General features: G+C 44.3%; 19 protein-coding genes. 10 read left to right on the forward strand and 9 right to left on the reverse strand.

The annotated features are described in order from the left end of the window. Nucleotides 1-210 precede the first annotated feature (210 nt). Nucleotides 211-522 carry a hypothetical protein gene (locus HGG78_RS07560; protein WP_254068162.1) on the forward strand — a complete coding sequence of 104 codons (312 nt, stop codon included), beginning with the start codon at nucleotides 211-213 and terminating at the stop codon, nucleotides 520-522. Between the two features lie 131 nt (nucleotides 523-653). Here HGG78_RS07560 and HGG78_RS07565 read toward each other — a convergent pair whose 3' ends face one another. The 5 genes from HGG78_RS07565 to HGG78_RS07585 all read right to left on the reverse strand — a co-directional run bounded on the left by HGG78_RS07565 (nucleotide 654) and on the right by HGG78_RS07585 (nucleotide 6483). Next, entirely contained in the window at nucleotides 654-2621 is a 1968-nt protein-coding gene (locus HGG78_RS07565) for an alpha-amylase family glycosyl hydrolase (RefSeq protein WP_172532501.1), read from the reverse strand. Between the two features lie 26 nt (nucleotides 2622-2647). Next, the gene (locus HGG78_RS07570) at nucleotides 2648-3787 is read right to left on the reverse strand and encodes an ABC transporter ATP-binding protein (protein WP_053311022.1); all 1140 of its coding nucleotides are present in this window, start codon (nucleotides 3785-3787) and stop codon (nucleotides 2648-2650) included. 102 nt (nucleotides 3788-3889) lie between these two features. After that, nucleotides 3890-4375: a hypothetical protein gene (locus HGG78_RS07575; RefSeq protein ID WP_053311023.1), complete on the reverse strand. Its 486-nt coding sequence runs from the start codon at nucleotides 4373-4375 to the stop codon at nucleotides 3890-3892. A gap of 22 nt (nucleotides 4376-4397) precedes the next feature. Then, the gene (gene lpxD, locus HGG78_RS07580) at nucleotides 4398-5417 is read right to left on the reverse strand and encodes a UDP-3-O-(3-hydroxymyristoyl)glucosamine N-acyltransferase (protein WP_172532502.1); all 1020 of its coding nucleotides are present in this window, start codon (nucleotides 5415-5417) and stop codon (nucleotides 4398-4400) included. Between the two features lie 28 nt (nucleotides 5418-5445). Then, nucleotides 5446-6483: a porin gene (locus HGG78_RS07585; protein ID WP_172532503.1), complete on the reverse strand. Its 1038-nt coding sequence runs from the start codon at nucleotides 6481-6483 to the stop codon at nucleotides 5446-5448. A gap of 449 nt (nucleotides 6484-6932) precedes the next feature. Between HGG78_RS07585 and HGG78_RS07590 the strand changes: the two genes are divergently transcribed. From HGG78_RS07590 to HGG78_RS07615, 6 genes are read left to right on the forward strand one after another with little or no spacing between them, the layout of a single operon-like run. Next, nucleotides 6933-8099, forward strand: a complete 1167-nt coding sequence (locus tag HGG78_RS07590) for a sugar ABC transporter substrate-binding protein (RefSeq protein WP_420911092.1) — start codon at nucleotides 6933-6935, stop codon at nucleotides 8097-8099. A gap of 3 nt (nucleotides 8100-8102) precedes the next feature. Next, nucleotides 8103-9389, forward strand: a complete 1287-nt coding sequence (locus HGG78_RS07595) for a carbohydrate ABC transporter permease (RefSeq protein ID WP_053311027.1) — start codon at nucleotides 8103-8105, stop codon at nucleotides 9387-9389. Then, entirely contained in the window at nucleotides 9389-10222 is an 834-nt protein-coding gene (locus HGG78_RS07600; protein ID WP_053311028.1) for a sugar ABC transporter permease, read from the forward strand. Before HGG78_RS07595 ends, HGG78_RS07600 begins: the two co-directional genes overlap by 1 nt. A gap of 17 nt (nucleotides 10223-10239) precedes the next feature. After that, nucleotides 10240-12009: a glycoside hydrolase family 13 protein gene (locus HGG78_RS07605; protein ID WP_172532505.1), complete on the forward strand. Its 1770-nt coding sequence runs from the start codon at nucleotides 10240-10242 to the stop codon at nucleotides 12007-12009. A 13-nt stretch (nucleotides 12010-12022) separates the two neighbouring features. Then, on the forward strand, nucleotides 12023-12922 hold the full coding sequence (locus HGG78_RS07610; RefSeq protein WP_172532506.1) for an ROK family protein: 900 nt from the start codon (nucleotides 12023-12025) through the stop codon (nucleotides 12920-12922). Nucleotides 12923-12979: 57 nt separating this feature from the next. After that, complete coding sequence (locus HGG78_RS07615; protein ID WP_171980757.1) at nucleotides 12980-13795, forward strand: TrmB family transcriptional regulator; 816 nt, start codon at nucleotides 12980-12982, stop codon at nucleotides 13793-13795. Between the two features lie 669 nt (nucleotides 13796-14464). Here HGG78_RS07615 and HGG78_RS07620 read toward each other — a convergent pair. From HGG78_RS07620 to HGG78_RS07630, 3 genes are all read right to left on the reverse strand, one after another. Next, a complete protein-coding gene (locus HGG78_RS07620; RefSeq protein WP_172532507.1) occupies nucleotides 14465-15454 on the reverse strand; it encodes a S1 family peptidase in 990 nt (329 codons plus the stop codon). Nucleotides 15455-15722: 268 nt separating this feature from the next. Next, nucleotides 15723-16739, reverse strand: a complete 1017-nt coding sequence (gene galE, locus HGG78_RS07625) for a UDP-glucose 4-epimerase GalE (RefSeq protein WP_053311032.1) — start codon at nucleotides 16737-16739, stop codon at nucleotides 15723-15725. A 59-nt stretch (nucleotides 16740-16798) separates the two neighbouring features. Further along, a complete protein-coding gene (locus HGG78_RS07630; protein WP_172532508.1) occupies nucleotides 16799-18781 on the reverse strand; it encodes a diguanylate cyclase in 1983 nt (660 codons plus the stop codon). A 339-nt stretch (nucleotides 18782-19120) separates the two neighbouring features. On the opposite strand from HGG78_RS07630, the gene HGG78_RS07635 reads away from it, so the two are divergent. From HGG78_RS07635 to HGG78_RS07645, 3 genes are read left to right on the forward strand one after another with little or no spacing between them, the layout of a single operon-like run. Then, nucleotides 19121-19858, forward strand: coding sequence for a 5-oxoprolinase subunit PxpA (locus HGG78_RS07635; protein WP_172532509.1), 738 nt, complete (start codon nucleotides 19121-19123; stop codon nucleotides 19856-19858). A gap of 39 nt (nucleotides 19859-19897) precedes the next feature. Beyond that, entirely contained in the window at nucleotides 19898-20617 is a 720-nt protein-coding gene (locus HGG78_RS07640) for a 5-oxoprolinase subunit B family protein (RefSeq protein WP_172532510.1), read from the forward strand. Next, nucleotides 20614-21543 (forward strand): 5-oxoprolinase subunit C family protein, encoded by a 930-nt coding sequence (locus HGG78_RS07645; protein ID WP_172532511.1) that lies wholly within the window; start codon nucleotides 20614-20616, stop codon nucleotides 21541-21543. Before HGG78_RS07640 ends, HGG78_RS07645 begins: the two co-directional genes overlap by 4 nt. A 74-nt stretch (nucleotides 21544-21617) precedes the next feature. Here HGG78_RS07645 and HGG78_RS07650 read toward each other — a convergent pair whose 3' ends face one another. Then, on the reverse strand, nucleotides 21618-23066 hold the full coding sequence (locus tag HGG78_RS07650; protein WP_172532512.1) for an FAD-dependent oxidoreductase: 1449 nt from the start codon (nucleotides 23064-23066) through the stop codon (nucleotides 21618-21620). Nucleotides 23067-23252: the final 186 nt, after the last annotated feature.

Here is a 23252-nt window from a genome sequence, read left to right on the forward strand (position 1 = left end):
TTGTTATGCACTAACTACCACATTTAAATTATTGAAAGTTATACTAAATATTGAATGGTTAATCAAACTTGAAAACCGGCAACCGTTAATAGCGGTTCTAGGGTTCAAATCCCTATCTCTCCGCCACATTTAAACGGAACCCCCAGCCTAGCTAGGGGTTTTTTCGTATCTAGAGCCTCGAAAATCATCTTACACATATAGATGGCACAGATGTACTTATTGAGACTTCCAAATAGCGTTTACGACACTCGTATCGCGCCTCCTCTTCCATTATGTGAAAGCGGCTACCCTAAAGAGTTCACATTCTCCTTTCTTACCCGTGATCGAAAGATTGCTTACCTAAGAAATATCGAGCAGGTTCAACTACTTCATGCACTGTTTGATAAGGCCAAATCTACAAAACTCTACTTTGCACAATTCAAAGTAGAGCTTGCTGATGCCATTAATCAATTGCGCCAACAGTACCGCTCTCTGTCAGGGACCTCGACTCACGCCCCAACGCTTAGCGGCACTACGCAGTAAAGACAGCATCACCCCGCTCTAGTGTTGGTAAAGAAGAGCTTAACCGACTCACTAAAGTGGCAGCGTATCGCTACCTGAAATACTCCTAACTGGGTATAGCGTCCCTAGAAGTGAGACCGGTTAATAATGAATTAAAATGAGCCCATCGTTTGGGTCTGATTACTCGTATTTACCGTATTATTGCTACCAGACTGCCACTCAATGAGAGCACCAGTATCGCTTTCCGAACGTTTTAAGCATTTCCATTCTAATAACTCGCCATTGGGTACTTGAACTGTACCTTGCCATGTCGGGTATGCCGATGGGTCAAGTTCAACGGCTTGAGCCGAAGCCCAGTTGCCAAGCTCACTAACACTGCCAACGGCATAGACGCTTTGCCCCCACTGGGTATAACCGTTATTACAAGTAAAGGTCACGTCGATGAGGTCTGCATTACCACCACTTCCCGCCTTGCCATGCAAGACAATCGCTTCATTCTGATCAAGGTTTAGAGTCGCAGCCCCCTGCGAAACTGTAACACCATTGCTACCAACCAGACTGGTATAGTCGTTATCAGCTAGAGACAACGCAGAGATATTAATCGTGGTCGCGGCACCTCTATTTAATGCAACTAACACCACATCATCTTCAAATTTACGTTCATAAACCAAAACATCGTCATTGAGCCATTTCTGGTTGTAATCACCTTTCTGGATAGCGGTACTGGTTTTTCTCAATTCAGTCAGTGATTGAATGATCTTAAATGCATCGCTGTCCTGAGCGAAACTCGGCATAACTTCGCGGTTGTATGGATCACTACCAACTTGACCGAACGCATTAGTGGTAAAGTTAGCGCTATAGTGCTCGGTGCCGTAATAAATCGCAGGAATGCCGCGAACCGTCATCGTAGCGACTAAACCGAGATCGACGCGTTTTTTAGCGAAAGCTTCTGACTGACCTCCACCAGCTTCATTATTTCCTGGACCGAAAGTGTTTGCAGTCGAACGGAGCGCGGTCGAAATACGGGCCATATCGTGGTTATCCATAAATACGACCTGCCAGTCATCGCTGGTGAACACTTGGTTTCGGGTTTTAAGATAGCTATTGAGAGTCTGCATGGTATTGCCGCTGCGGCCAACCAGAACTCGTTCTAAAGTGTCACGGAAACCAAAATCAAGTAACGCAGAACCAGAATTGTTGGCATAGTCGATCGCGTAACTATCAATGCCTGTCGTTGTCGCTGCGCTAGCACCGAACCACTCGCCAAAGAAGTAAAAACCGTCGCGGCCAATGATCGAAGCGTAGTTGTAGATATCACCTGTCCACTGCTGGATAAATTCTTTATCCATGTGCTTAATTGCATCAATACGAATCGCATCAACGCCCGCATCAACCCAGAACTTTGCGCCATCCAACAAGTAGTTATAAACCTCGGAATTGGACTGGTTAAAGTCAGAAAGGTTAAACAGATTATAGTTGCGAACCTGATACCAGTCATTCCAGTTGGTAACACCGCCATTGTGGTGATACCAGTTAGTACCTGCGGCAACATCAGTGTTGTAATCGGTAATATACGCACCATCACGATACAGAGCGCCGTACTCGTTTTCATCATTACCGTTTGAGTGGTTAGGCGCATAGTCCAGTACCAACTTCATGTTGTATTCCGAGCTGTGCATTAACTGGCTCAATTCTTTAAAGTCGTCCATTGTGCCCAAGTGCTCATCAACCTTAAAGAAGTCTTTGCCCCAATATCCATGGTAGCCAGCGCCACCATTTACATCGACATTATCAGCGTTATCGACTGGCGGAGTAATCCATATCGCAGTGATCCCCAAGGATTTGAGGTAAGGCAGCTTGTTAATTAAACCTCTAATGTCACCACCGACGTACTTCTTCAGATTATTTGGGTCATACGTTAGTGGATTGTGTCCACTGTTGTTGCTGACATCACCATCACTAAATCGATCTAAGAAGACAAAATAAATTGTCTCTTGTCTGAAGTCATAAGTGCTGTCTACTGTGGTTGCGGTTTCCGCACTCATTGCAGGTGCTGACAGCCCACTTCCTATTGCCAGCGTCGCAAGCAACGCGCTGCAAATCAGTGTCCGTTTTTTCATTAGAGATTCCCCGTTGTTATTATTAACTATGCCGAGTAGGGTCGACGATGGATTAAATTATTTTCATTATAAAAATCAAAGATATGACAAAATTCAGTATTGAGATTGAAGCGGAAGGTTCGACCAATATCTGCAGTGGTGATCGACTGATCTTGCACACGGGCAATCAGCTCTTTGCCACCAACTGTAAAGTAGAGGTATTTTTCGTTACCTAGGTTCTCTACCACCGATAATTGGCCTTCAAAGGTGTTCAGTGTTTCACCCTCATGCGCCAGCGATATATGCTCTGGACGGATACCGAAGCAGACAGGATTATTCACGTACTGATCCAGTTCCGCTTGCATTGCTTTAGGGATCAGAATTCGAGCAGATGGCGCAATTTCGACCATCAGATTTTCACCATCACAGCGTAGTACGGTGTCGACGAGATTCATCGCAGGAGAGCCGATAAAGCCTGCTACAAATCGGTTCGCGGGGTAGTTGTATAAGTTGGCAGGTGTATCAACCTGCATGATTTTGCCCTGATTCAATACACAGATTCGGTCACCAAGCGTCAAAGCTTCAGTCTGGTCGTGAGTCACGTAAATCATGGTGGCCGGGTTGCCTTCATCTTTGAGAGATTGATGAAGCTGAGCAATTTTTACTCTCATCGAGACACGAAGCTTGGCATCCAGGTTCGATAACGGTTCGTCAAACAGAAACACATCCGGTTTGCGAACAATGGCCCGACCTACCGCAACACGCTGACGCTGACCACCGGACATCTCTTTGGGCTTACGGTACAGCAGGTCGGTGATTTCGAGCTTTTCTGCCGCTTCCTCAACTCTTTTTTTAATCTCTTCTTTAGGCTTTTTAGCCATCTTGAGGCCAAAAGCCATGTTGTCGAAAACCGTTTTGTGTGGGTAAAGCGCGTAGTTTTGAAACACCATCGCAATGCCACGATCCTTAGGGGGCAAATCGTTCACTTTGCGCTCACCAATATAAACGTCCCCTGATGAAATCGATTCAAGCCCAGCGATCATTCTCAACGTGGTCGATTTAGCGCAACCTGATGGGCCGACAAACACCATAAATTCGCCTTCATTGATTTCGAGATCGATCCCGTGCACTGCTTTAAAGCCGTTTTCATACTGTTTTTCTACTTGTTTTAGGCTAACTGTTGCCATGGGTACTCCAAATATAGCTTGATAAACTCATCGCTTACGGCACAGCTATTGTGCGTTAAGCGATGAACTTAACACCGCCAGAGTCACTCTGGCGGTGTGGGATTACTGACAAGTGGCTATCATGGCTCGAACGGGGGTTTTGTCTTCACCAATTTGAATTGACCAAACGTATTTACCATCTACGGGAATATCGACGCGGGTATTTTTAGCAAAGCCACCACGCTTGAGGGCAACTTCTTGGTCGACGCCTATTTCTCGTCCTGAAACCGTGTATTGTGGATTCCAGTTCATAGTGGCGAACTGAACATTGACCATTCCCGCTTTCTCTTGATGAACAACCTGATAGATACCATCACCTTTATGGCTCATTTCACGGTCCTCAAGGTGAATCCACTGACCTTCATCAAATGTCCCAACCACAAACAGCGATGGGCGAATCGGACCGCGATCCTCAACCGTTGGCAAATCGCATTTCGCCAGCAGGTTATCCGCATTGGTTGGTAATACTTGACTGGTCGTGTCACTGGTACTGGAACAACCAGCAGCAAACGCACTAAGTAGCAGAGGTAGCATGATTTTTTTCATCATAAATCCTTATTTTTAATTCAGTTTAACGGCCAATGAATAGGCGTTTTAACCAATGGGTTGGCTGGTCAGTTTTTTGGCCACGATTAGATTGTTTGGCACGATCAAACTGACGAGTAAGCTTGTTGAGAACAGCGAGGTTCTTGTAATACGCACGAGCCTCCTTGGCCGGATAGCCAAATAGATCACTATGAGCAGGAAATGACTGACTAACGCCAGATTTAGCTTTGATAACAGAATGATCGCCAATGGTAATGTGGCCTGCGGTGCCAGCCTGACCATGAACGATGACATGGTTACCTAATCTGGTATGTCCCGCTAAGCCGACCTGAGAAACCAGTAGACAGTGTTGGCCTACGTGACAGTCGTGACCAATTTGGACCAAATTATCTATCTTAGTCCCTTTACCTATCACGGTATCACCTAACGTTCCTCTATCGATGGCGTTATTGCAGCCGATCTCGACATCTTCTTCGATGATAACGCGTCCAATACTTTCCACTCGCTCAAACTGACCATTGAGACCATTCATATATTCGAAACTGAAGTTACCAATAGCGTTGTTGGAATCAATGGTGACGTTATTGCCAATCACAGTCCCCTCTTTAACCACGGTGTTAGCATGAATGGCAACATTGTCACCGATAGTGACACCATTCATTATTTTAACGCCGGGCATAAAATGGCAATTTTTCCCTATTTGGCAGTGCTGCCCTATATAGACATCTGGATTGTCCGAGGTATTACCTTGTTCAAACAATTGATACTTATGCACTTTGTAATAACGTAACAATGCATTAAGTGTGTCCGCTTTAAGTGACTCAATCACTATTTTGCATTTTGCTTGGCTAGATAAGATGTTCGATGGTCCTATGATCACGTCCGCTTTTGATTGATCAATGAGCTTGAGTTCAGCTTTAGAGAAGACAATCGCCAATCCACCCTCATTAGGGCTGTTGAGCGGCACAATCGTATCCACAGATAAACTCGGGTCACCATCTATCTGACCCCCCATCAATTGAGCAATTTCTGAAACCGTGATCATAGGAATTCCTTATGCAAATAAACCTGTTTTACAGGCGGTAGATAGCCTGAAGCAAAAAGGTGTTTTGCTCGACAACCTTTTCTTCGCCAGCAAGTTGGGTGAAAGTCTCAGTATCTTGTGCCCATTCGTATTCACCTTTAAGTAGCCAGTTGTCACCAACAGACTGCTCGTAACCCATGGTCGCTTTGCGAATATCTTTAAAATACTGCTCTCCCGAAGCCCAACCTTCTGTATGTTTGGTTTCGTTATCACCGTATCGAGCGCGCACGTATAAGGTACCGGCATCTTCAAAGCTGTACTGCACAATCGGTTCAATATACTTCTCGGTAAAATCGCTCACTTCGTTGATTGAACCCTGGCCGTTACGCGCTTCATTATCTTTGATCTGGTAATAAAACTCTGCGCCGAGTTCCCAGTTACCAAAGCGCTTATAAGGTTTGAACAAAATGGAGTAACCTTCTTCAACACGAGTTCCCCACGCCGATTTATCTTCATCGTTGTAGAGATACTCAAGGTTAAACTGGAAACCCGCATCATGCTCATTGCTGTAGTAATTGAAGTAAGGGCGTAAGCTGTGCTCAGCGTTCTTAGTACGTAGGTTGCTCACGCCAGCAGTGGTCGCAATCGTACCCAATGTATATTCAAGGTCGTAAATAACCCCGGTTTCAAAACCATTCGGCAGCGAGAATTTTTTGTCTATTGAAATGAGGTGCTTAAAGCCATCTTCTGTCTCTGTATACGATCGGTCCTGACTGCGTTTGACGCGGTCAGACAATTTAAATGCGTACAGAGCAGAGAAATTCCAGTGAGCATTTTTATAAAAAACCCCAAGGACTTCATGGGTGGTCGTACGTTCATTTTCAGTCTGGCCGCCCCACGTTTTATAATTCGTGATGTCTTTATCTTCAATTTCAATCGACGTTCCAACATGCCCGCCAAAATCTAGGGCCTGAGTCAGAATGTTGCCTCCCATTGGTTGGGGAGCTGGGCCGTTATCCGCAGCAAAGGCAGTGGGTGTAGTACTCAGAGCGCAAGCAATACTGAGCGAAAGTGCAGTCCTGTTCACAGTATGTCCTTAACCTCATTGAGGTGGATTCTATCTATATTAATCGTATGTAAAGTAGTAGTTCAGCCTGAACGCCTAACCATTGTTCTGCATCTGAATAATATTTGCTCGGTGAATAAGAGTTAAATGAGATCTTGGTCACTGGCACTCAGATAAAAATTTGACAGAAATCACTAAAAATAAGGTTTAATCAGAGTTAATACTCACTGACGATAGAAATCACACTAATAATATAACTGTGCATAAACTTGTCAAAAACCCTTACAAGACAAACACTTTAATCGATTTAGATCACATTTATACGCTATTTTAAGCAATTTTCAATTGACTAAAAAATCGATCGGGCTCAATTTAGTAGTATACCTTGAACTACTAAATTGGATGCAGCAATGAAAACCAAATTATTGACCAGCCAAATACTACTTACCACTCTTGTTAGCGCCTCTGTCATGGCACAACCGATTGAACCTGAACCAGATGCAAATTTGTTAATCTGGACCGATCACACCACTGTCGATTACATGAAGTACGCCGCCCACCAATTCAATCAAGACCTTGGCTACCAGGTGACGTTTGATTTCCGTGGTCTGGCACCGATTGATGCAGCTTCAAGATTAATTCAGGATGGAGGCTCCGCTCGCGTTGCAGATGTGGCCGAAATTGAGCATGACCTACTTGGCAGATTAGTGGTCGCCGGTGGTGCGATGGAAAATTTAGTCTCTGCGGAACATGTCAATTCACATTTTTTACCAAGTGCGGCCAATGCAGCCCGATCTGAAGGCAAGGATTACGGATTTCCGGTCAGCTTTGCTACCATTGCTCTGTTCTACAACAAAGATCTTCTTCCACAAGCCCCTGAATCATTTGAAGAGATCATTGAGTTCTCTAAGTCATTTAATGACAACAAAGAACATAAATATGCTTTGTTGTGGGATGTGCAGAATTACTATGAGTCACGCATGTTTTTGACCCTATATGGTGCCTACGAGTTCGGTGATAATGGTACCGATGCCAAGGATATCGGCATTGCATCTGAAAAAGCGCAACAAGGCTTACAAGCGATGAAGAAACTGCAAACAGCCAACAGCGCTAACCCAATGGATATGCGTAATCCACAGGTTAGACGGGGTTTATTCAGCGAAGGTAAGGTTGCGGCAATTATCGATGGCCCGTGGGCAATTCAAGGCTATCAAGCATCTAAGGTTAACTATGGTGTGATTCCAATCCCTACTCTAGATGGTAAACAGCCAAGAACTTTTTCGACGGTCCGCCTAGCCGTTGTCTCCTCTTTTACAAACTACCCTAAGGCTGCCCAACTGTTCGCGAAATACCTCAGTAGCGACAAAATGCTCAAAACACGTTATGAGATGACCAAATCTATCCCACCAGTCCAATCGGTGATGGAAGAGATCATCGTTGATGCCGATGAGGCCACCTACGCGATCATCAGTCAGGGTTATTTTTCAGATGCAATGCCGTCAATACCCGAAATGGGCTACTTGTGGTCACCAATGGCCAGTGCGATGACTTCGTTATGGGTCAACGACAAGTCACCAGAGAAGGTGTTAAAGCGCGCAGAGTCAGTGATCAAAGAACAGATCAGTTTACAGGAGTAAGACATGTTGTTGTCTCAAACTCGAATGCAACCAGTGTTCAATATTTCCGCTTTGATTATGGGCTTAACGCAAATGCGTCAGGGCCACTGGGTCAAAGGGTTGGTTTGGTTGCTGATCCAAATACTTTTTGTCGTCAACATTCCAGAGCTTAGCCTAGCGTTAAAGCAACTTATAACTTTGGGAGATGTCGCCCAAACCCGTGAAGGTTTTACCATTATTCAGGGCGATCATTCTGTATTTCTATTGGTAGAAGGGGTCATTGCTCTCATCGCGGTGTTTGTCTTCCTTTGTCTTTATGTACTCAACATCAATGACGCTAAGTCATGTCAACCTTGCCAGCTGTCAGCGATTGAGCAAATTAAAGCGATATACGACCGACAGTTTGCCTTACTGGTACTTTCACCAGCGATGTTAACCAGTATCGCTTTTATCATTATGCCCATTGTCATCACGGTACTGGTCTCTTTTACCAACTACTCAGCGCCTAACCACATTCCGCCAAGGAACTTGGTTGACTGGGTCGGGTTTAAAAACTTTATCGCCTTGTTTGAACTTAGAATTTGGTCAAATACCTTTATTGGCGTTGCCACCTGGACGGTGATGTGGGCCATTTTAGCCACCATCTGTACCTGCGGCTTTGGCTTTGTACTAGCACTCGCGTTATCAAACAAAAATATTAAGGCGAAAAAGGCTTGGCGCTTTGTGTTCATATTACCTTATGCCATCCCTGCATTTGTTACTTTGCTGATGTTCCGGTTGCTACTCAATGGCATTGGTCCGGTCAACGCGACCCTAAATAGCTGGGGCTTTGATTCGGTCGCTTTTCTGTCTGACCCGTGGATGGCTAAAGTGACCGTGATTGCCGTAAGCGTCTGGGTAGGTGCTCCCTACTTCATGCTGCTCATTTCCGGTGCCTTAACCAATATTCCTCAAGATCTTTATGAAGCCAGTGAAGTCGATGGCGCAAACAAATTCCAACAGTTCAGGGAAATCACTCTGCCGATGGTATTGCATCAAGTGGCCCCCTCTCTGGTTATGACTTTTGCACATAATTTCAATAACTTTGGCGCAATTTTCCTATTGACCGAAGGTGGCCCTATCAACCCAGAGTATCGATTTGCCGGACACACTGACATCTTGATCACTTGGATTTACAAATTAACGCTCGATTTCCAGCAGTACCAAATCGCGTCGGTGATTTCGATAATTATTTTCTTGTTCTTGTCAGTGATTGCAATCTGGCAATTCCGACGGATGTCCTCGTTTAACGATGATGTAGGGATGAAGTAATGAAGTTTCTATTGCAAAAATTAGCCACTGGCTTGATCTATCTGTTCCTCTTTACCAATGCGGCACTCGTACTAGGCCCGGTTCTCTGGACAGTACTGGCGTCATTCAAACCGGGAAGCAATATGTTCAGCTCATCGTTTTCCGGATGGGACTTTTCGCTAGAACATTATGTAGCACTGTTTCAAGACACTCCTTACCTCCAGTGGTACCTCAACACCTTCGCACTGGCGACTGCGAATATGATCATATCGCTAGTGGTGGTGACCATGACCGCCTACGTATTTTCACGCTATCGATTCAAAGGTAAACGCAATGTATTGATGGGCGTTCTCGTCTTGCAGATGTTCCCAGCCTTTTTATCGATGACAGCGATTTACATCCTGCTCTCCAAACTCAACATGATCGATACCTACGCGGGGTTGCTATTCGTCTATGTTGCAGGTTCGCTGCCATTTATGACCTGGTTGGTGAAAGGCTACTTTGATGCGATTCCTACTTCGCTCGATGAAGCTGCAAAAATCGACGGTGCGGGACACATGACTATTTTCATCGAAATAATCTTACCTCTGGCTAAACCTATATTGGTGTTTGTTGCTCTGGTGTCGTTTACCGGCCCATGGATGGATTTCATTCTGCCGACACTAATCTTACGTAGTGAAGAGAAAATGACCTTAGCCATTGGTATATTCAGCTGGATCACCTCTAACTCTGCAGAAAACTTCACCCTATTCGCCGCAGGATCGCTGCTTGTCGCAGTGCCGATTACTTTGCTTTTTGTCGCGACTCAAAAACACATCACCACAGGCTTGGTGAGTGGCGCAGTAAAAGAATAATAACAGGACCATTATTTATGATTACCCGAAGCTCGCTTATACACACCGTCAAAAGTGCTGACAGCTACGCCTATGATGAGAAGACTTTGCACCTCCGATTAAAAAGTGCCAAAGGCGAAATTGATCGTGTTGGTTTATGGATAGGGGATCCTTATCGATGGGCTGAAGGAGGATTAGACGGTGGTAACCTAGGTGGCAGTGATGCCCACGGTTGGGTCGGTGGCAATGAAATTCCCATGCAACTAGAAGGTGTCACTGAGCATCACGACCACTGGTTTGCGGAATTTACACCACCAAAGCGCCGTAGTCGTTACGGATTTATCCTGTATGGCAAAGAGGGTGAGAAGATAGTGTTTGGCGAAAAACGTACTGTTGATCTCGACTGTCAGGCAATCGAAGAAAAAGAACTGAGTAATCTGAGCAACTTTTTCTGTTTCCCTTACATCAATCCCAAAGATGTTCTTAAGACACCTGACTGGATTAAATCAACCGTTTGGTACCAGGTTTTTCCTGAACGATTCGCCAATGGCAGGCCAGAAATAAGCCCTAAAGGTGCCGAACCATGGGGCAGTGTGCCCACGTCTCGCAACTTTATGGGTGGCGATCTTTGGGGAGTGATTGAACACCTTGATTACCTGCAGGAATTAGGCATCAACGGCCTCTATCTCTGTCCTATTTTTACCGCGAATACCAACCACAAATACGATACCGTAGATTACTTTAACGTCGATCCTCATTTTGGTGGCAACGAGGCATTTAGAACTCTGATTCAAGAAGCCCACGAGCGAGGCATGAAAGTCATGCTCGATGCAGTCTTCAATCACATCGGGGACCAACATCCATTTTGGTTAGATGTGGTGAACAATGGTGAGAAATCGCCGTACGCAGATTGGTTTTGGATCAATCAGTTCCCAGTTTACCCTGAGACTGACAAGTCAGAATGGGATTGCTGGAACTTTAACTACGAAACCTTCGGTAATGTACTTGAGATGCCCAAACTCAACACTGAACATCCGCCGTGCCGCCAGTACCTGTTAGAGGTCGCCCGTTATTGGGTCGAAGAATTTGACATCGATGGCTGGCGACTGGATGTGGCCAATGAAGTCGATCATCAATTCTGGCGCGAATTTCGTAACGTCGTCAAACAGGTGAAGCCCGATTGTTACATTCTCGGTGAGATTTGGCATGAAGGTATGCCTTGGCTGCGTGGTGATCAGTACGACTCACTGATGAACTACCCGATGACTCAAGCCATCACCGATTACTTTGCGCTTGATGCACATAACAAACAGCAGTTTATGGAAACAGTGACCAGTGCTTATTTGGCCTATCCGCGTAACGTTAATGAAGCGATGTTTAACTTGCTTGAAAGCCATGATACGACCCGATTGATTAGCCTTTGTGGTAAAGATCTTCGTCGAGCGAAACTGGCGTATCTGTTCATGTTCACTCAGGTTGGCGCTCCCTGTATTTATTATGGTGGCGAAGTCGCTATGGAAGGGCAAAAAGGCATGGGGCTTGAAGATAACCGCCGCTGCATGAACTGGTCTCCTAATCAGACAGAGCTCGATTTCAAAGCCTTCATTCAACACCTAATTGAACTTAGAAAAAGTGATGATTGCTTTAACCTGCCATTTATTAACTGGCTCGACACTCATCATCCAGCTGTCGTCGGCTATCAACGCGGTTCAAGACGCTTCTTGCTCAACAACAGCGAATCGCCAGCGACCGTAGAGCTTGATGGTACTGACATCAACTTAGCGGCTTACGGATACTGGTACAACTAAGCGAGGACAATGTATGTATCTAGGGATCTCGATAGATAAGATTCAACTCAAAGCGACGGTACTCGATGCGCAACTTAATACCTTGTATTCAAGTCAGCAGAGCCTTGCTCACACCGCACAAGCGGTGAAGCAGCAGGTATTTCAGGTAGTAGACAACTTCCAATGGATTTACAGTTCCTTCTGTTACATTGGGTTGGCGATAACCGGTGAAGTCCAAGATCAGCTTGAGCAGCATCAACTGGTTTTAGACACCTTGATTGAACAGCACTATCGAATCCCTTGCAGTCAAACTAACTTTGTTGAGGCTGGGTTACACAACTCTCCTGAGGTGTTATCGGAGATAAAGATTGGAGATGTACTCTGCGTTGTGGTTGATAATGAGTGTGAACTTTACTGCTATACCAGAACTCGCAGAGGCATCCCCCAACGCACTATGCGATCTATCCCATGGGCACACGTTGCTTTACCTGGCTACGATTTCGTCCTAGATGGTCTGGTCCCCGCATGCCCCTGCAACAGTGAAGCGTGCACTGAACAGTTTGTTTGCGTCTCAGGGTTAGAGCGACAGTATGAACAGATCCTGCTTCAACGAGCAAACGTGAAAGAGATTTTTAGCGCTCTGGATTCTGGCGACCTTATCGCCGCGCGTACATATCGACGCTACATTGATCAGTTAGCGCGCGCGCTCACACCACATATCGAACAGAACTTGCCCAAAAGTGTGTTAATGCTTGGCAGCGTATCGCGCTATGCGCCGATCTCAAGTGACCTCAGAGTGGCACTAAGTCGCTATTGTGCTCTCTCTCCGCTTCCGACAATAATGGCTCTGCCTTATGAGGATTTTTCGATTGCTCGCGGCGCAGTTCAAACAAAACCGCAACGACTTGCACGTCAAGTTAGGCTCAGAGCTTAACCAGTGATAACCTAACCAAAATGGAACACAATATTGAATAATTTTAGAGGGCAAACCGTGTCAGACTTGGTGACAAAGTTGATGAATTTTGGTTTTACAAAAACGGACTCCTTGGTATATATCAACCTTCTCAAAAACGGTTGTGCCAGTGGTTACAAGATCGCGAAAGATATCTCGTTGTCGCGTTCTTCTGTTTACTCTTCCATCGACAACCTATACAAGAATGGTTATATCTTTATGTCTGATGGCGATACCAAAGAGTACGAAGCCAAATCACCTGAACTTATCTTTAACCAGATCGAGAAAAACACGGTAGAAAACATTCATATCCTCAAAAAAGAGCTGTCACGAATGATGCTCACTGAGGAAAAAGAGTTTGTTTTCAATGTCTCTGGTATAGACAACTTGGTGCAAAAAGCCAAAGAGGTGATCGAATTGGCGCAGGTGGAAATATACTTAAACACCGATTTCCAACTCGACCCAAGATTCTCGCCAGAATTAAACGATGCTGCTGAGCGTGGGGTGCGCATTATCGCTTTCTCGTTTAATCGCATTGCTGTACCTCATGCAAAGATTGAACTTTATGCTCGCTCTGATATTGAAGAAACCGAATACCCTTCGCACCGCTTTATGCTCGTTGCCGACATGAAGCAAGGCTTAATGTTCTCACACCGTGAAGAAGCTGTCGGCTTGTATACCAACAACCGCCTGTTGGTCAAGATGATTGCTGAACACATCCACAGTGATATTTACCTCACTGAATACGAAAAGCTGGCTCCTGAAAAGCGTATCCGCATCGGCACAATTCACGAACTGGACAATGCGATGGTTCATGATGATATGAAACGTCAGCCCCATGAAATTACTCCGTAAAGGCAGATAGCTCTACCCAGTACACATTGTAAACACTTCAAATACAGAATATAAAGATATTGGACTTCCATCTTTATTGCTGCGATTAGAAGATAATTGTTGGATTATAGCTACTGTAGAAGCTCAATTTAGTCGTGGTATGCATTTGTAAAGATCGCCATAGGATATAGCGCCAGTTTATGACCGGTTAAATTAACTGAAGTGACGCCATACCAGTAATTTAAGGCTTCAAGATACTTTTTCTAATCACGCAGAAGCTTGTTATGCAATAGCTCTAGCTCGTTCTGTCCAAAAGTGTGACAGGTATTAGTTGAGCTTGGAAGGTTAGTAAGTTCAGTAACTAACTTGCTAAACTAACGTTATGAGGTAAGTCATCGGATTTATCTTGACGCTAAGCTATGAAGCGAGCTTTAATCTGTACCAGACAGATGACTAAATTGATTTTCTTTAAATCTAGATAACCAATTGTAAAATAATCGTATTTTTGTTTTTCCGTTGAATTTAAATCTCTATCTCTCCGCCACATTTAAGCCCTTGATTTATCAAGGGTTTTTCTCGTTTCAAGGCGATCAAATATCACCTAACACAAATAGCTGATACATATGTATTGGGCTGATTACTACCCTACTGATTTGCTTATTTATCCTCTTTTAAAGGATAACCAATATGTTAATGTAGGACCATACGCCATAACTTAGTCCTATATCTAACAATGACTAGTAAGACAACTAACCAGCTTACACTCCCACCACTGTCTTGTTGTGGTGCAATACTTGGTTTCGCTTGCTCAACCAAAGTCCGTACACCATTTCGGGTTTCGACATAATACTTGGGTAGTTCAACATTGGTAATGACTCGGTTTATCCAGGACTGATAGTCATAAAGTTCCGTAAATACCGAAGTTACGGGTTGGCTGCTGTCGCCACAAATTGCCGGGCCAAAGCTAGTTAAACCGATTTGTATATATTGAAAGCCGTTAAACCAATACACTGGACCACCTGAATCACCTGAGCAGGTGGAATTCTTATAAGAACCATTTAATGCCCCATCAAAACAGATGTGAGTTGATGTCAAAGCTGAGCCATAATATGCAGCGCACGTTGCATGATCGACAAAATCAAGCGTTGTCTCTTGCAGTCGAGTACTACCGAAAACATTCCCAGCAATAAGACCATGACCGATAGTTCTATAAACACCATTTAATGGATAGCTGTCATTAAGTTGAACATTGAGAAGGCTAGAATAGTCAGTAACGTTTAGGGGCGTTTCTAACTTAATTATCGCAATATCATCTTGCCATAACGTTTCTTCAGTACCGACGTAGCTATCGAGGTAATAGAAAGCCGACGCACGTGACTGTTGGATATTGCCGTACGGAAAATCTGCGGCATCATCAAGTTGTGGTACAACTACGGTATAAAGCATCGTGTCTGGTTCATTATAAATACAGTGGGCTGCTGTCAGAATGAACTGGTCGTTGATAATACTTGCACCGCAAAAACTATGAGTACTGTACTGCGTAGTAGTTTGATAGAAAAGACTCGCGAATGAAGGGTATGTTGCCGAAGTGGTATCCGTACCATTAACAATATAAGGTTGAATGTCGACTGCGCTTACGCTGGCAGAAAAAAGTAAAACCAATAATATCCGTTTATGCATAAGCTCACATCTTCGTTTTAAGATCATATTAATCGTCACCGATAATAAGTATAGCTGTGAATAGGGGCTATACCCTTCCTACTTGAAGTTGCAGCAGTGTTGGCTACATTCGCTCACCCCAATCACATAGTTTATCTATGCTCATGGGGATGAACTCACTTGCCGCCTACCTGCAACTTCAAGTTGTTTGGGTATATGAATGTAGAATTAAACGACCTAACTAACATAGATTCCTTGAAAAGCCAGTCAGTTGACTGGCTTGATTGCATTATACGTCAGGATAACCCTGTGGATTGTTCGATTGCCAACGCCACGTATCTTCCGTCATTGCTTGTAAGGTTCGCTTAGCTTCCCATCCAAGTTCGGTGATTGCTTTAGTTGGATCAGCCCAACATTCAGCAATGTCGCCTGCACGACGTTCAACTAATTGGTAAGGTATGGTTTGACCTGAAGCTTGTTCAAATGCTTTGACCATATCAAGTACACTGTAGCCATTACCTGTTCCTAGGTTATAGATATGCAGGCCTGATTTTTCACCCACTTTTTCAAGAGCAGCAACATGTCCATCCGACAAATCCATCACATGGATGTAATCACGAACACCAGTACCATCTTTTGTTGGGTAATCACTACCAAATACCGACAAAAATTCTCGGCGACCGACCGCGACTTGTGAAACGAAAGGCATCAGATTATTGGGAATTCCTTGTGGATCCTCGCCTAATTCGCCCGATGGGTGTGAACCAACAGGGTTAAAGTAGCGAAGTAGCGTAATGCTCCAGTCAGGGTTAGCTTTTTGAAAGTCGGTCAAACACTCTTCCACCATCAATTTACTGCGGCCATAAGGGTTGGTGGCACTGGTCGGGAAATTTTCGGTGATCGGCACTGAAGCTGGGTCGCCATAAACGGTTGCAGAGGAACTGAACACTAATGTCTTCACCTCTGCTTCTCTCATCGCTGACACCAGTACCAATGTACCGTTAACGTTATTGTCGTAGTATTCCAGTGGTTTCTCTACTGACTCACCCACTGCTTTCAAACCAGCAAAGTGGATTACCGCTTGGATATCATGCTCTTTCAGAACATTGATAAGTTGTGATTTATCACGAATATCCCCTTGAATAAAGGCTGGTTTTACACCAGAGACTTTTTCTATACGTTCTAACACTGACGATTTGCTGTTATACAAGTTATCAAAAATAACTGGTGTCATTCCTGCTTGAATCATTTGGATGCAGGTATGGCTACCGATATAACCCATCCCGCCCGTTACTAATACATTCATTTTAATAAACCTTCCGACGTTGATGGCACAATGTTAACCAGTTTCCACCAAAATTTCATTTATAAATCAATCTTCTTTAAACTTTCTCTATCAACCAAAATATAACGCCCTTTACCAGACGACTTGGCCATATACATCGCAGAATCTGCCGCTTTAAGGATGCTATCTAAGCTTTCGTTGGCATCATCAATGAAATAAACACCAATACTCACACCAACCTGCAATACTTTGCCATGATAAACGATATTCTGTGTCAACAAATCTAGTAAGCGCTGCGCCAATAATGCGACATTCATGCGATCACTCGGAATAACAACAAGCACAAATTCATCTCCCGATAACCGGGCTACCATATCTTGGCTCCGTACCTGTGACAACAAACGCTCTGCCACTTGTTTTAACACCTCGTCCCCAGCATCATGTCCATGCGTATCGTTTACTTGTTTGAACCCATCTAAATCAAGATAAAGCAACGAAAAGCTCTGCAGTTGCTGCTTATTTTTAACTAAAATTTCATCTAATCGACGATAAAGATGGGCGCGGTTTGCTAACCCCGTCAGTGAGTCATGATGAGCCAAGTGCTCAAGCCGCTCCATTTCTTTCAGGTTAGACAAGTCAGATAACATGAAAACAAAGTCATAACGATGGTGATTATCTTGCCGAGTAATGCGATTCACTTTGACAAACATCGGTACTAACGTGCCATTTTGATGCTGTTCCCAGATCTCGCCCTGCCACTGGCCATAATTCATCACAGAGGATGTAATGGTCGGCATTAATGAGGTGAACTGCTGCCATGACAACACCGTGCTCGGCTTATGATTCACTAATCTCTCAGCAGGATAACCAAGTAAGCGCGTCACGGCAGGGTTAACCATGGTAATCACGCCGTCTTGGTTAATCACCATTAACCCATCTTGACTGTTTTCAAATACTCGTGCCGCCAATCGTTGACGACTAAGCGCCGCCTCGATATCGGTGACATCTTGAATGGCGAAAAGCATTTGACCAGGACGAGATAAAGCTCGGCTGCTCAGTTGCAATAGCTGCAGTTGTTGAAAAACGTCTTTTACCGTAATAAGTTGTTCATCCAATTGCGCTCGGTTGATGATTGCACTTCGGATAGTATCAATCTCATCGCTATTCAGTATATTGAGTAAATTTTCACCTTTTAGATACCCAGGTGTACATTTAAATACGTGATTAGCCGCACCATTAAAATGGAGGATCACGCCAGAATCATTGACCACAATCAACGCATGCTGAACCGTTTCCACCACTTCATTGGCAAATGATTTTTCTTGCTCGAGTTTATCTAAAGTAAATAGAACCTGAGTCTCTCTTTTTTCCAGCCGGTCAAGCATCGTATTGAACGCGGTAACTAACTCTCCAATTTCATCATCACTGTGGCTAACCAACTGTTTACGCTCGCGGTGTTCAATAAATAGACACATCGCTTGATTGAGCGAAAAAACCGGGTCAACAATCAGTTTTTGCACCATCAAATACAGCGTAATACCGCACACAAGCAGCAATACGAAAAAGAAAAAGGCGTTATACAAAACAGTTTGGTAAATTTCATCAAACGATTGTTTCGATATCGTCACTCTTAAAAAACCAGCCTTCTCATTTTCAATAATTATTGGGACGCGTAAGTAAATAAAATTTTTCGAGACTACGTAGCTGCGCAGTCTAATGTGATTGCGTTGAGCTTCGTTAGGTATCGGCGCGATAAAATTGTTGCTTTCGTATATTCCTGTTAATTGTTCATTGTTATCAAACAGCTTTACGCGCACCACATCGCTATCGGCAGCAAAAGCCGATAATATCTCTTGAGCGGTGTAACTATCACCAAATAGCACCGCAATCTGCAGGTTATACGCTACCCCTTTAGATAGCACTTGCACCCGTTCAATCAACTCCGCTTGCTTTTGCTTTAATTCCGTTGAGATGCTGAACCACTGAGAGCCTATGAAGATCGCTGTCATAAAAAATAAAATGGGGAGCATCAATTTAAATCGTAGGGATAAATGACGAAACATAGCTATTGCCCCTCGACTGTCTGCACAATGCACCGAATACTCATTACGTTTTTATTTTCCATCGAATCCTTTACCAACCAGAATGACTCCGCGGAGCAGTAAGCTCTATAAGTACTAGCAACCTCCAAAGCCTCGCCTTTCATGCAATAAATCGACAGGGTAGCGACTTTCGCAATTCTTATATAAGGAATGTCTATTATTTCATTTATCAATATCTTATTGTGGCAAAAGGTATAGGTAAGTGATGGATAATTCCTCAAACAATGAATCGGATCACTGTTTATTGGGCACAATTCCTGCAATTTAATCAGAAATAAGGCAACCGGGACGACATTATTGGTGACAAAACGAATAATTACGCTTAATTGCGATATGGGAGAAAGTTTTGGTGCTTGGAAAATGGGCGCCGATGAACTGGTGATGCCTTGGATTGATATGGCCAACATTGCCTGTGGTTTTCATGCTTCTGACCCACATGTAATGAGCCAAACCATCGATCTCGCCATTCGTCATGATGTCATGATTGGGGCGCACCCAGGCTACCCTGACCTACAAGGCTTTGGCCGCCGTTCAATGCGCTTTAATGAAGAAGAAATTTGTGAGCTTCTAATCTATCAAATTGGTGCACTCAAAGCCTTGTGCGAAAGTAAAAACACGCAAGTCAGCTATGTGAAACCACACGGTGCGCTCTACAACGACATGATGCGTGATAAATCTATATTCCGCGCAGTGGTCGATGCCGTTTCCTGCTTTAATGTTCCACTTATGATATTGGCATCCAGTAATAATCAAGATTACCTTGATGTAGCAGACCATTACGATGTGCCACTACTGTTTGAAGCTTTTGCTGACAGAACTTATCTTGCTAATGGCATGCTAACACCAAGAGCGCAAACCAATGCAGTGCTTAGCAATGAAGAGGCGATTATTAACCAAATTAAACAGATCGTTCACTATGGCAAAGTAACCAGCGCTGATGGTTTTGTTATCCCAATTGAAGCGGACACCATATGTGTTCACGGCGATAACCAAGATGCCATTGAGCTGATTGAAAAAATTCGTCATTGTTTAGAGTAGAAATTGCTCCGTACTTATCACACTGACAAGGAACGTCCATTGAAACTCAATTTCTCCATTGAACCCATCGCGGAATGCAGCCTTCTTATCCGTTTTGCACACCCTGCATCGACGCGGCTGTCACTGGATATTGGAAATATTGCCCAGAACATCACGGAGCAACTTCAGCATTGCATCATGAATGTCACGCCATCCTATAACTCAATATTGATCGACTACCTCCCCTATCGAATTTCACAAGCCAAACTTGAATATCTGCTACTCAATACTCTACAAGCCGTGACGTCACACGATACAAAATTACCTGACTGTATTGAGTTGCCGGCCTATTATGATCTGCAAGTCGCACCTGACTTAGCTCGGTACCATCAAAAGGGGCTCTCCACTGAACAGGTCATTGAACTGCATACTCAACGAATTTACACCGTTTGTGCGATTGGCTTTACACCCGGCTTTGCCTTCATGACTGATGTTCACGATGACTTAGTCATGTCTCGTCATACAACACCTCGCTTATCGATTCCAAAAGGCAGTGTCGCCATTGCCGAGTCACAAACAGCGGTCTATCCAAGTCGTTCCCCGGGAGGCTGGAATATTATCGCCAATTGCCCCTTATCTCTATTTGATGCAAACCGTGACCCAATGACGCCTTTTACCATCGGGGCACAAGTGAAGTTTACGTCCATTTCTAGCGAGGAATATAGCGCACTCGGTGGGCAACTTATTGATCGTGGGGATTTCAAGGAGACCAAGGCATGAATGCGGCTTTACGTGTAATCAAACCTGGACAGCTCAGCTTAATTCAAGACTTTGGGCGCTTTGGCTTAAGCCATATTGGCATTACTCAATCAGGCCCTGTTGATGACTATGCGTACAGTTGGGCAAATCATTTATTAGGTAACGAGGTTAACTTACCCACCTTAGAAATAACCCTTGGACAAGCCGAATTCAAAATAGAGCATGCCTGTATGCTCGCCATTGCTGGGGGGAACTTGTCAGCAACCTTAGATGGAAAGCCTATCGGCAACTGGCTAACTTTTAGCGCGCAAGCTGGGCAAACGTTAAAATTTGGCTTGCCGAAAAATGGCTTGAGATCTTATCTAGCCGTGCGGGGAGGTTTTGCTGTCACTGCTCACTTGGGCAGTGTATCAACCAGTTTAAAGGAAACGTTAGGTGGCTTGAACCAAAATGGCGAACCTTTGCAAGCAGGAACTGCACTCAGTTTCAATCCACACCTTATCGATCACAAACCCACCCATATTACTTTTCGTTATAAGCCGGACTATGATTTACCACTCAAACTTCGAGTCATAGAAAGCTACCAAATCGACTCATTTGATCCTCAGATTATCGAGCAGTTTTACCATTCTAATTTTACGGTCAGCCAACATGCCGACCGAATGGGTTATCGCTTAAGTGGGGCAATTATCAGCCCACCAAGTGAACCGATTTTGTCAGAAGGTATCGCTTTGGGTGCAATCCAAATCCCCCCTGATGGACAACCGATTATTTTACTCAACGATAGACAAACCATTGGGGGTTATCCGAAAATAGGCTGCGTAGCGCGAATCGATTTACCGCGTTTGGCTCAAGCAAAACCGGGACAAAAAGTGCAGTTTGTTCGGGGGGACTTGCAAGGACTTCAGGAAGTGTGGAGCCAATGGGCGCTATTTTTTGGTTATTAGTTTTACTTACACTAAAAAGAATTAAGGAAGTCGCTTATTAACCGCGACTTCCTTGAACAAAAATAATGCCTTTGTTAAACGACTCCGGCTACTTTGGCTAACGCTTCAGGGTAGGCTCGAAGTCTGGCTAGTTCTATCGCCTTCTCTTCAATCTGTTCAAGGCTAAAGCTCATGCTGATCGGGTGACGATCTTCAATGGTGTCAGACACGTCGTTGTTATCGGCTAACTGCCAGTGCTTAACGATTTTTGTGGCAGCTTCTAACGCCGACGAACCTTTTACCACTTCAATGCGCGCATAATGGTTCGCTTCAAACGTGACATCAGCAGCTCTTAACGTTGCATCTTGCCCGGGAATTTGCTGAGCACCAAACAGTGGCTTACCACCCACCTTAGCTTGTGCATAAGCGGGAATGAATTGGCTCATGTGCATAATCGCACGTTCACTACGCTCTTGTAACGCTTCTTGTTGCCAACCTTGTTTGATTTTGCGCTCTAAATAATCAGGCAGTAACGGCTGTGATGACTCTGAATTCGACGCAACCAAACCGTCCTTAAACAAGGTTATACCTTCTGTCATGCCGTGCAGTTGGAATATACCATCAGCATAGGGCGTTAACTGTGCCATACCCTGAGGAGTGCCTCTCGGGCCATGGAAAATCACTTCCGGCCAGTGTTGATGACATTGTGTCCACTGCGTGACATAGGCAGCTTTAAACTCAACAAGCCTCTGTCGAGGCGCTCGAACTAAGTCATCAACCTTACCCGTCTCATAGCCACAAGCATTGATTAGGTAATCAACCGATAGCTCTTGCTCTACACCTTGTGCATCTTGATAGGTAAGTTGCCATTGATTATCGACAAAATCGGATTGAACCAAGGTCGCTTGTGTCAGGACTTGGCAATTAGGCATTGCTTGCAGCGCTAACTCCGCACTGGCCGCTAAACGAAAAACACTCCAACCGTATTCTTGTACCGCCACGACTGGGAACTTGAGTTTGCTTAAATCCGTATGTTGGGCAAAGGGGATTAACCAATCATCAAAGGTTTCCGGTGTTTCATTTTGCTCCAAAGCCACCAGCTTTTGCAATTCTGCTTGGCTGTATAACTTAAAGTAATCATCAGGTTCACCGAGCTGTTTATTTCGACTGTCTTCATCCACCAGTTGTTGATAACTGCGCTGAATAAGCTCGAGTCGCGGCAGTAAATCATGCGGGTTACCACCATCACTATGTGGCACTGCAATCACGGTTGGACGTCGGTTTAAGGTATGCGGATAAAGGCGCACTGTATCAATCGACTGTTTCAATAGTTCCAAACATTGCTGCTGAGAAATTTCACGATACAGATTGCCCCCCGCATGTAAATGACAGATAGGTGGCCCGCTCACCAACCCCTTGCCTTTTTCCAACAGTATTACATTTAACCCTAACTCTCCCATGTGGACGGCGGCCGTCGCACCGGCTACACCACCACCAACGATAGCGATACTAGGGGACTCTGCGTTTAACTTTTTATATAACATAGAATTAGGGCTACTCTTGAAATCTCGGACGTATTCTAAAGCTTATAAAGCGTTAATAAAATCACATTTTTTACGCGGTCTTATCCGTTTTATATCTAACAATCAATACGCAAGAATGATAAATAATATAAAAAATGACTTGACTCAATAATGCCAAAACGATGATTTTTCAACCTTGTGAATAAC

Source organism: Vibrio aestuarianus (genome assembly GCF_012395185.1).
In the GTDB taxonomy this organism is placed as follows: domain Bacteria; phylum Pseudomonadota; class Gammaproteobacteria; order Enterobacterales; family Vibrionaceae; genus Vibrio; species Vibrio aestuarianus.

What these genes read in the sequence shown, in the direction of transcription:
- lpxD (WP_172532502.1), bottom strand. Translation starts at nt 5,417, where the DNA reads ATGATCACGGTTTCAGAAATTGCTCAATTGATGGGGGGTCAGATAGAT.
- HGG78_RS07630 (WP_172532508.1), bottom strand. Translation starts at nt 18,781, where the DNA reads ATGTTTCGTCATTTATCCCTACGATTTAAATTGATGCTCCCCATTTTA.
- HGG78_RS07645 (WP_172532511.1), top strand. Translation starts at nt 20,614, where the DNA reads ATGAATGCGGCTTTACGTGTAATCAAACCTGGACAGCTCAGCTTAATT.
- HGG78_RS07620 (WP_172532507.1), bottom strand. Translation starts at nt 15,454, where the DNA reads ATGCATAAACGGATATTATTGGTTTTACTTTTTTCTGCCAGCGTAAGC.
- HGG78_RS07595 (WP_053311027.1), top strand. Translation starts at nt 8,103, where the DNA reads ATGTTGTTGTCTCAAACTCGAATGCAACCAGTGTTCAATATTTCCGCT.
- HGG78_RS07605 (WP_172532505.1), top strand. Translation starts at nt 10,240, where the DNA reads ATGATTACCCGAAGCTCGCTTATACACACCGTCAAAAGTGCTGACAGC.
- HGG78_RS07560 (WP_254068162.1), top strand. Translation starts at nt 211, where the DNA reads ATGTACTTATTGAGACTTCCAAATAGCGTTTACGACACTCGTATCGCG.
- HGG78_RS07565 (WP_172532501.1), bottom strand. Translation starts at nt 2,621, where the DNA reads ATGAAAAAACGGACACTGATTTGCAGCGCGTTGCTTGCGACGCTGGCA.
- HGG78_RS07650 (WP_172532512.1), bottom strand. Translation starts at nt 23,066, where the DNA reads ATGTTATATAAAAAGTTAAACGCAGAGTCCCCTAGTATCGCTATCGTT.
- HGG78_RS07570 (WP_053311022.1), bottom strand. Translation starts at nt 3,787, where the DNA reads ATGGCAACAGTTAGCCTAAAACAAGTAGAAAAACAGTATGAAAACGGC.
- HGG78_RS07600 (WP_053311028.1), top strand. Translation starts at nt 9,389, where the DNA reads ATGAAGTTTCTATTGCAAAAATTAGCCACTGGCTTGATCTATCTGTTC.
- HGG78_RS07575 (WP_053311023.1), bottom strand. Translation starts at nt 4,375, where the DNA reads ATGATGAAAAAAATCATGCTACCTCTGCTACTTAGTGCGTTTGCTGCT.
- HGG78_RS07610 (WP_172532506.1), top strand. Translation starts at nt 12,023, where the DNA reads ATGTATCTAGGGATCTCGATAGATAAGATTCAACTCAAAGCGACGGTA.
- HGG78_RS07590 (WP_420911092.1), top strand. Translation starts at nt 6,933, where the DNA reads ATGGCACAACCGATTGAACCTGAACCAGATGCAAATTTGTTAATCTGG.
- galE (WP_053311032.1), bottom strand. Translation starts at nt 16,739, where the DNA reads ATGAATGTATTAGTAACGGGCGGGATGGGTTATATCGGTAGCCATACC.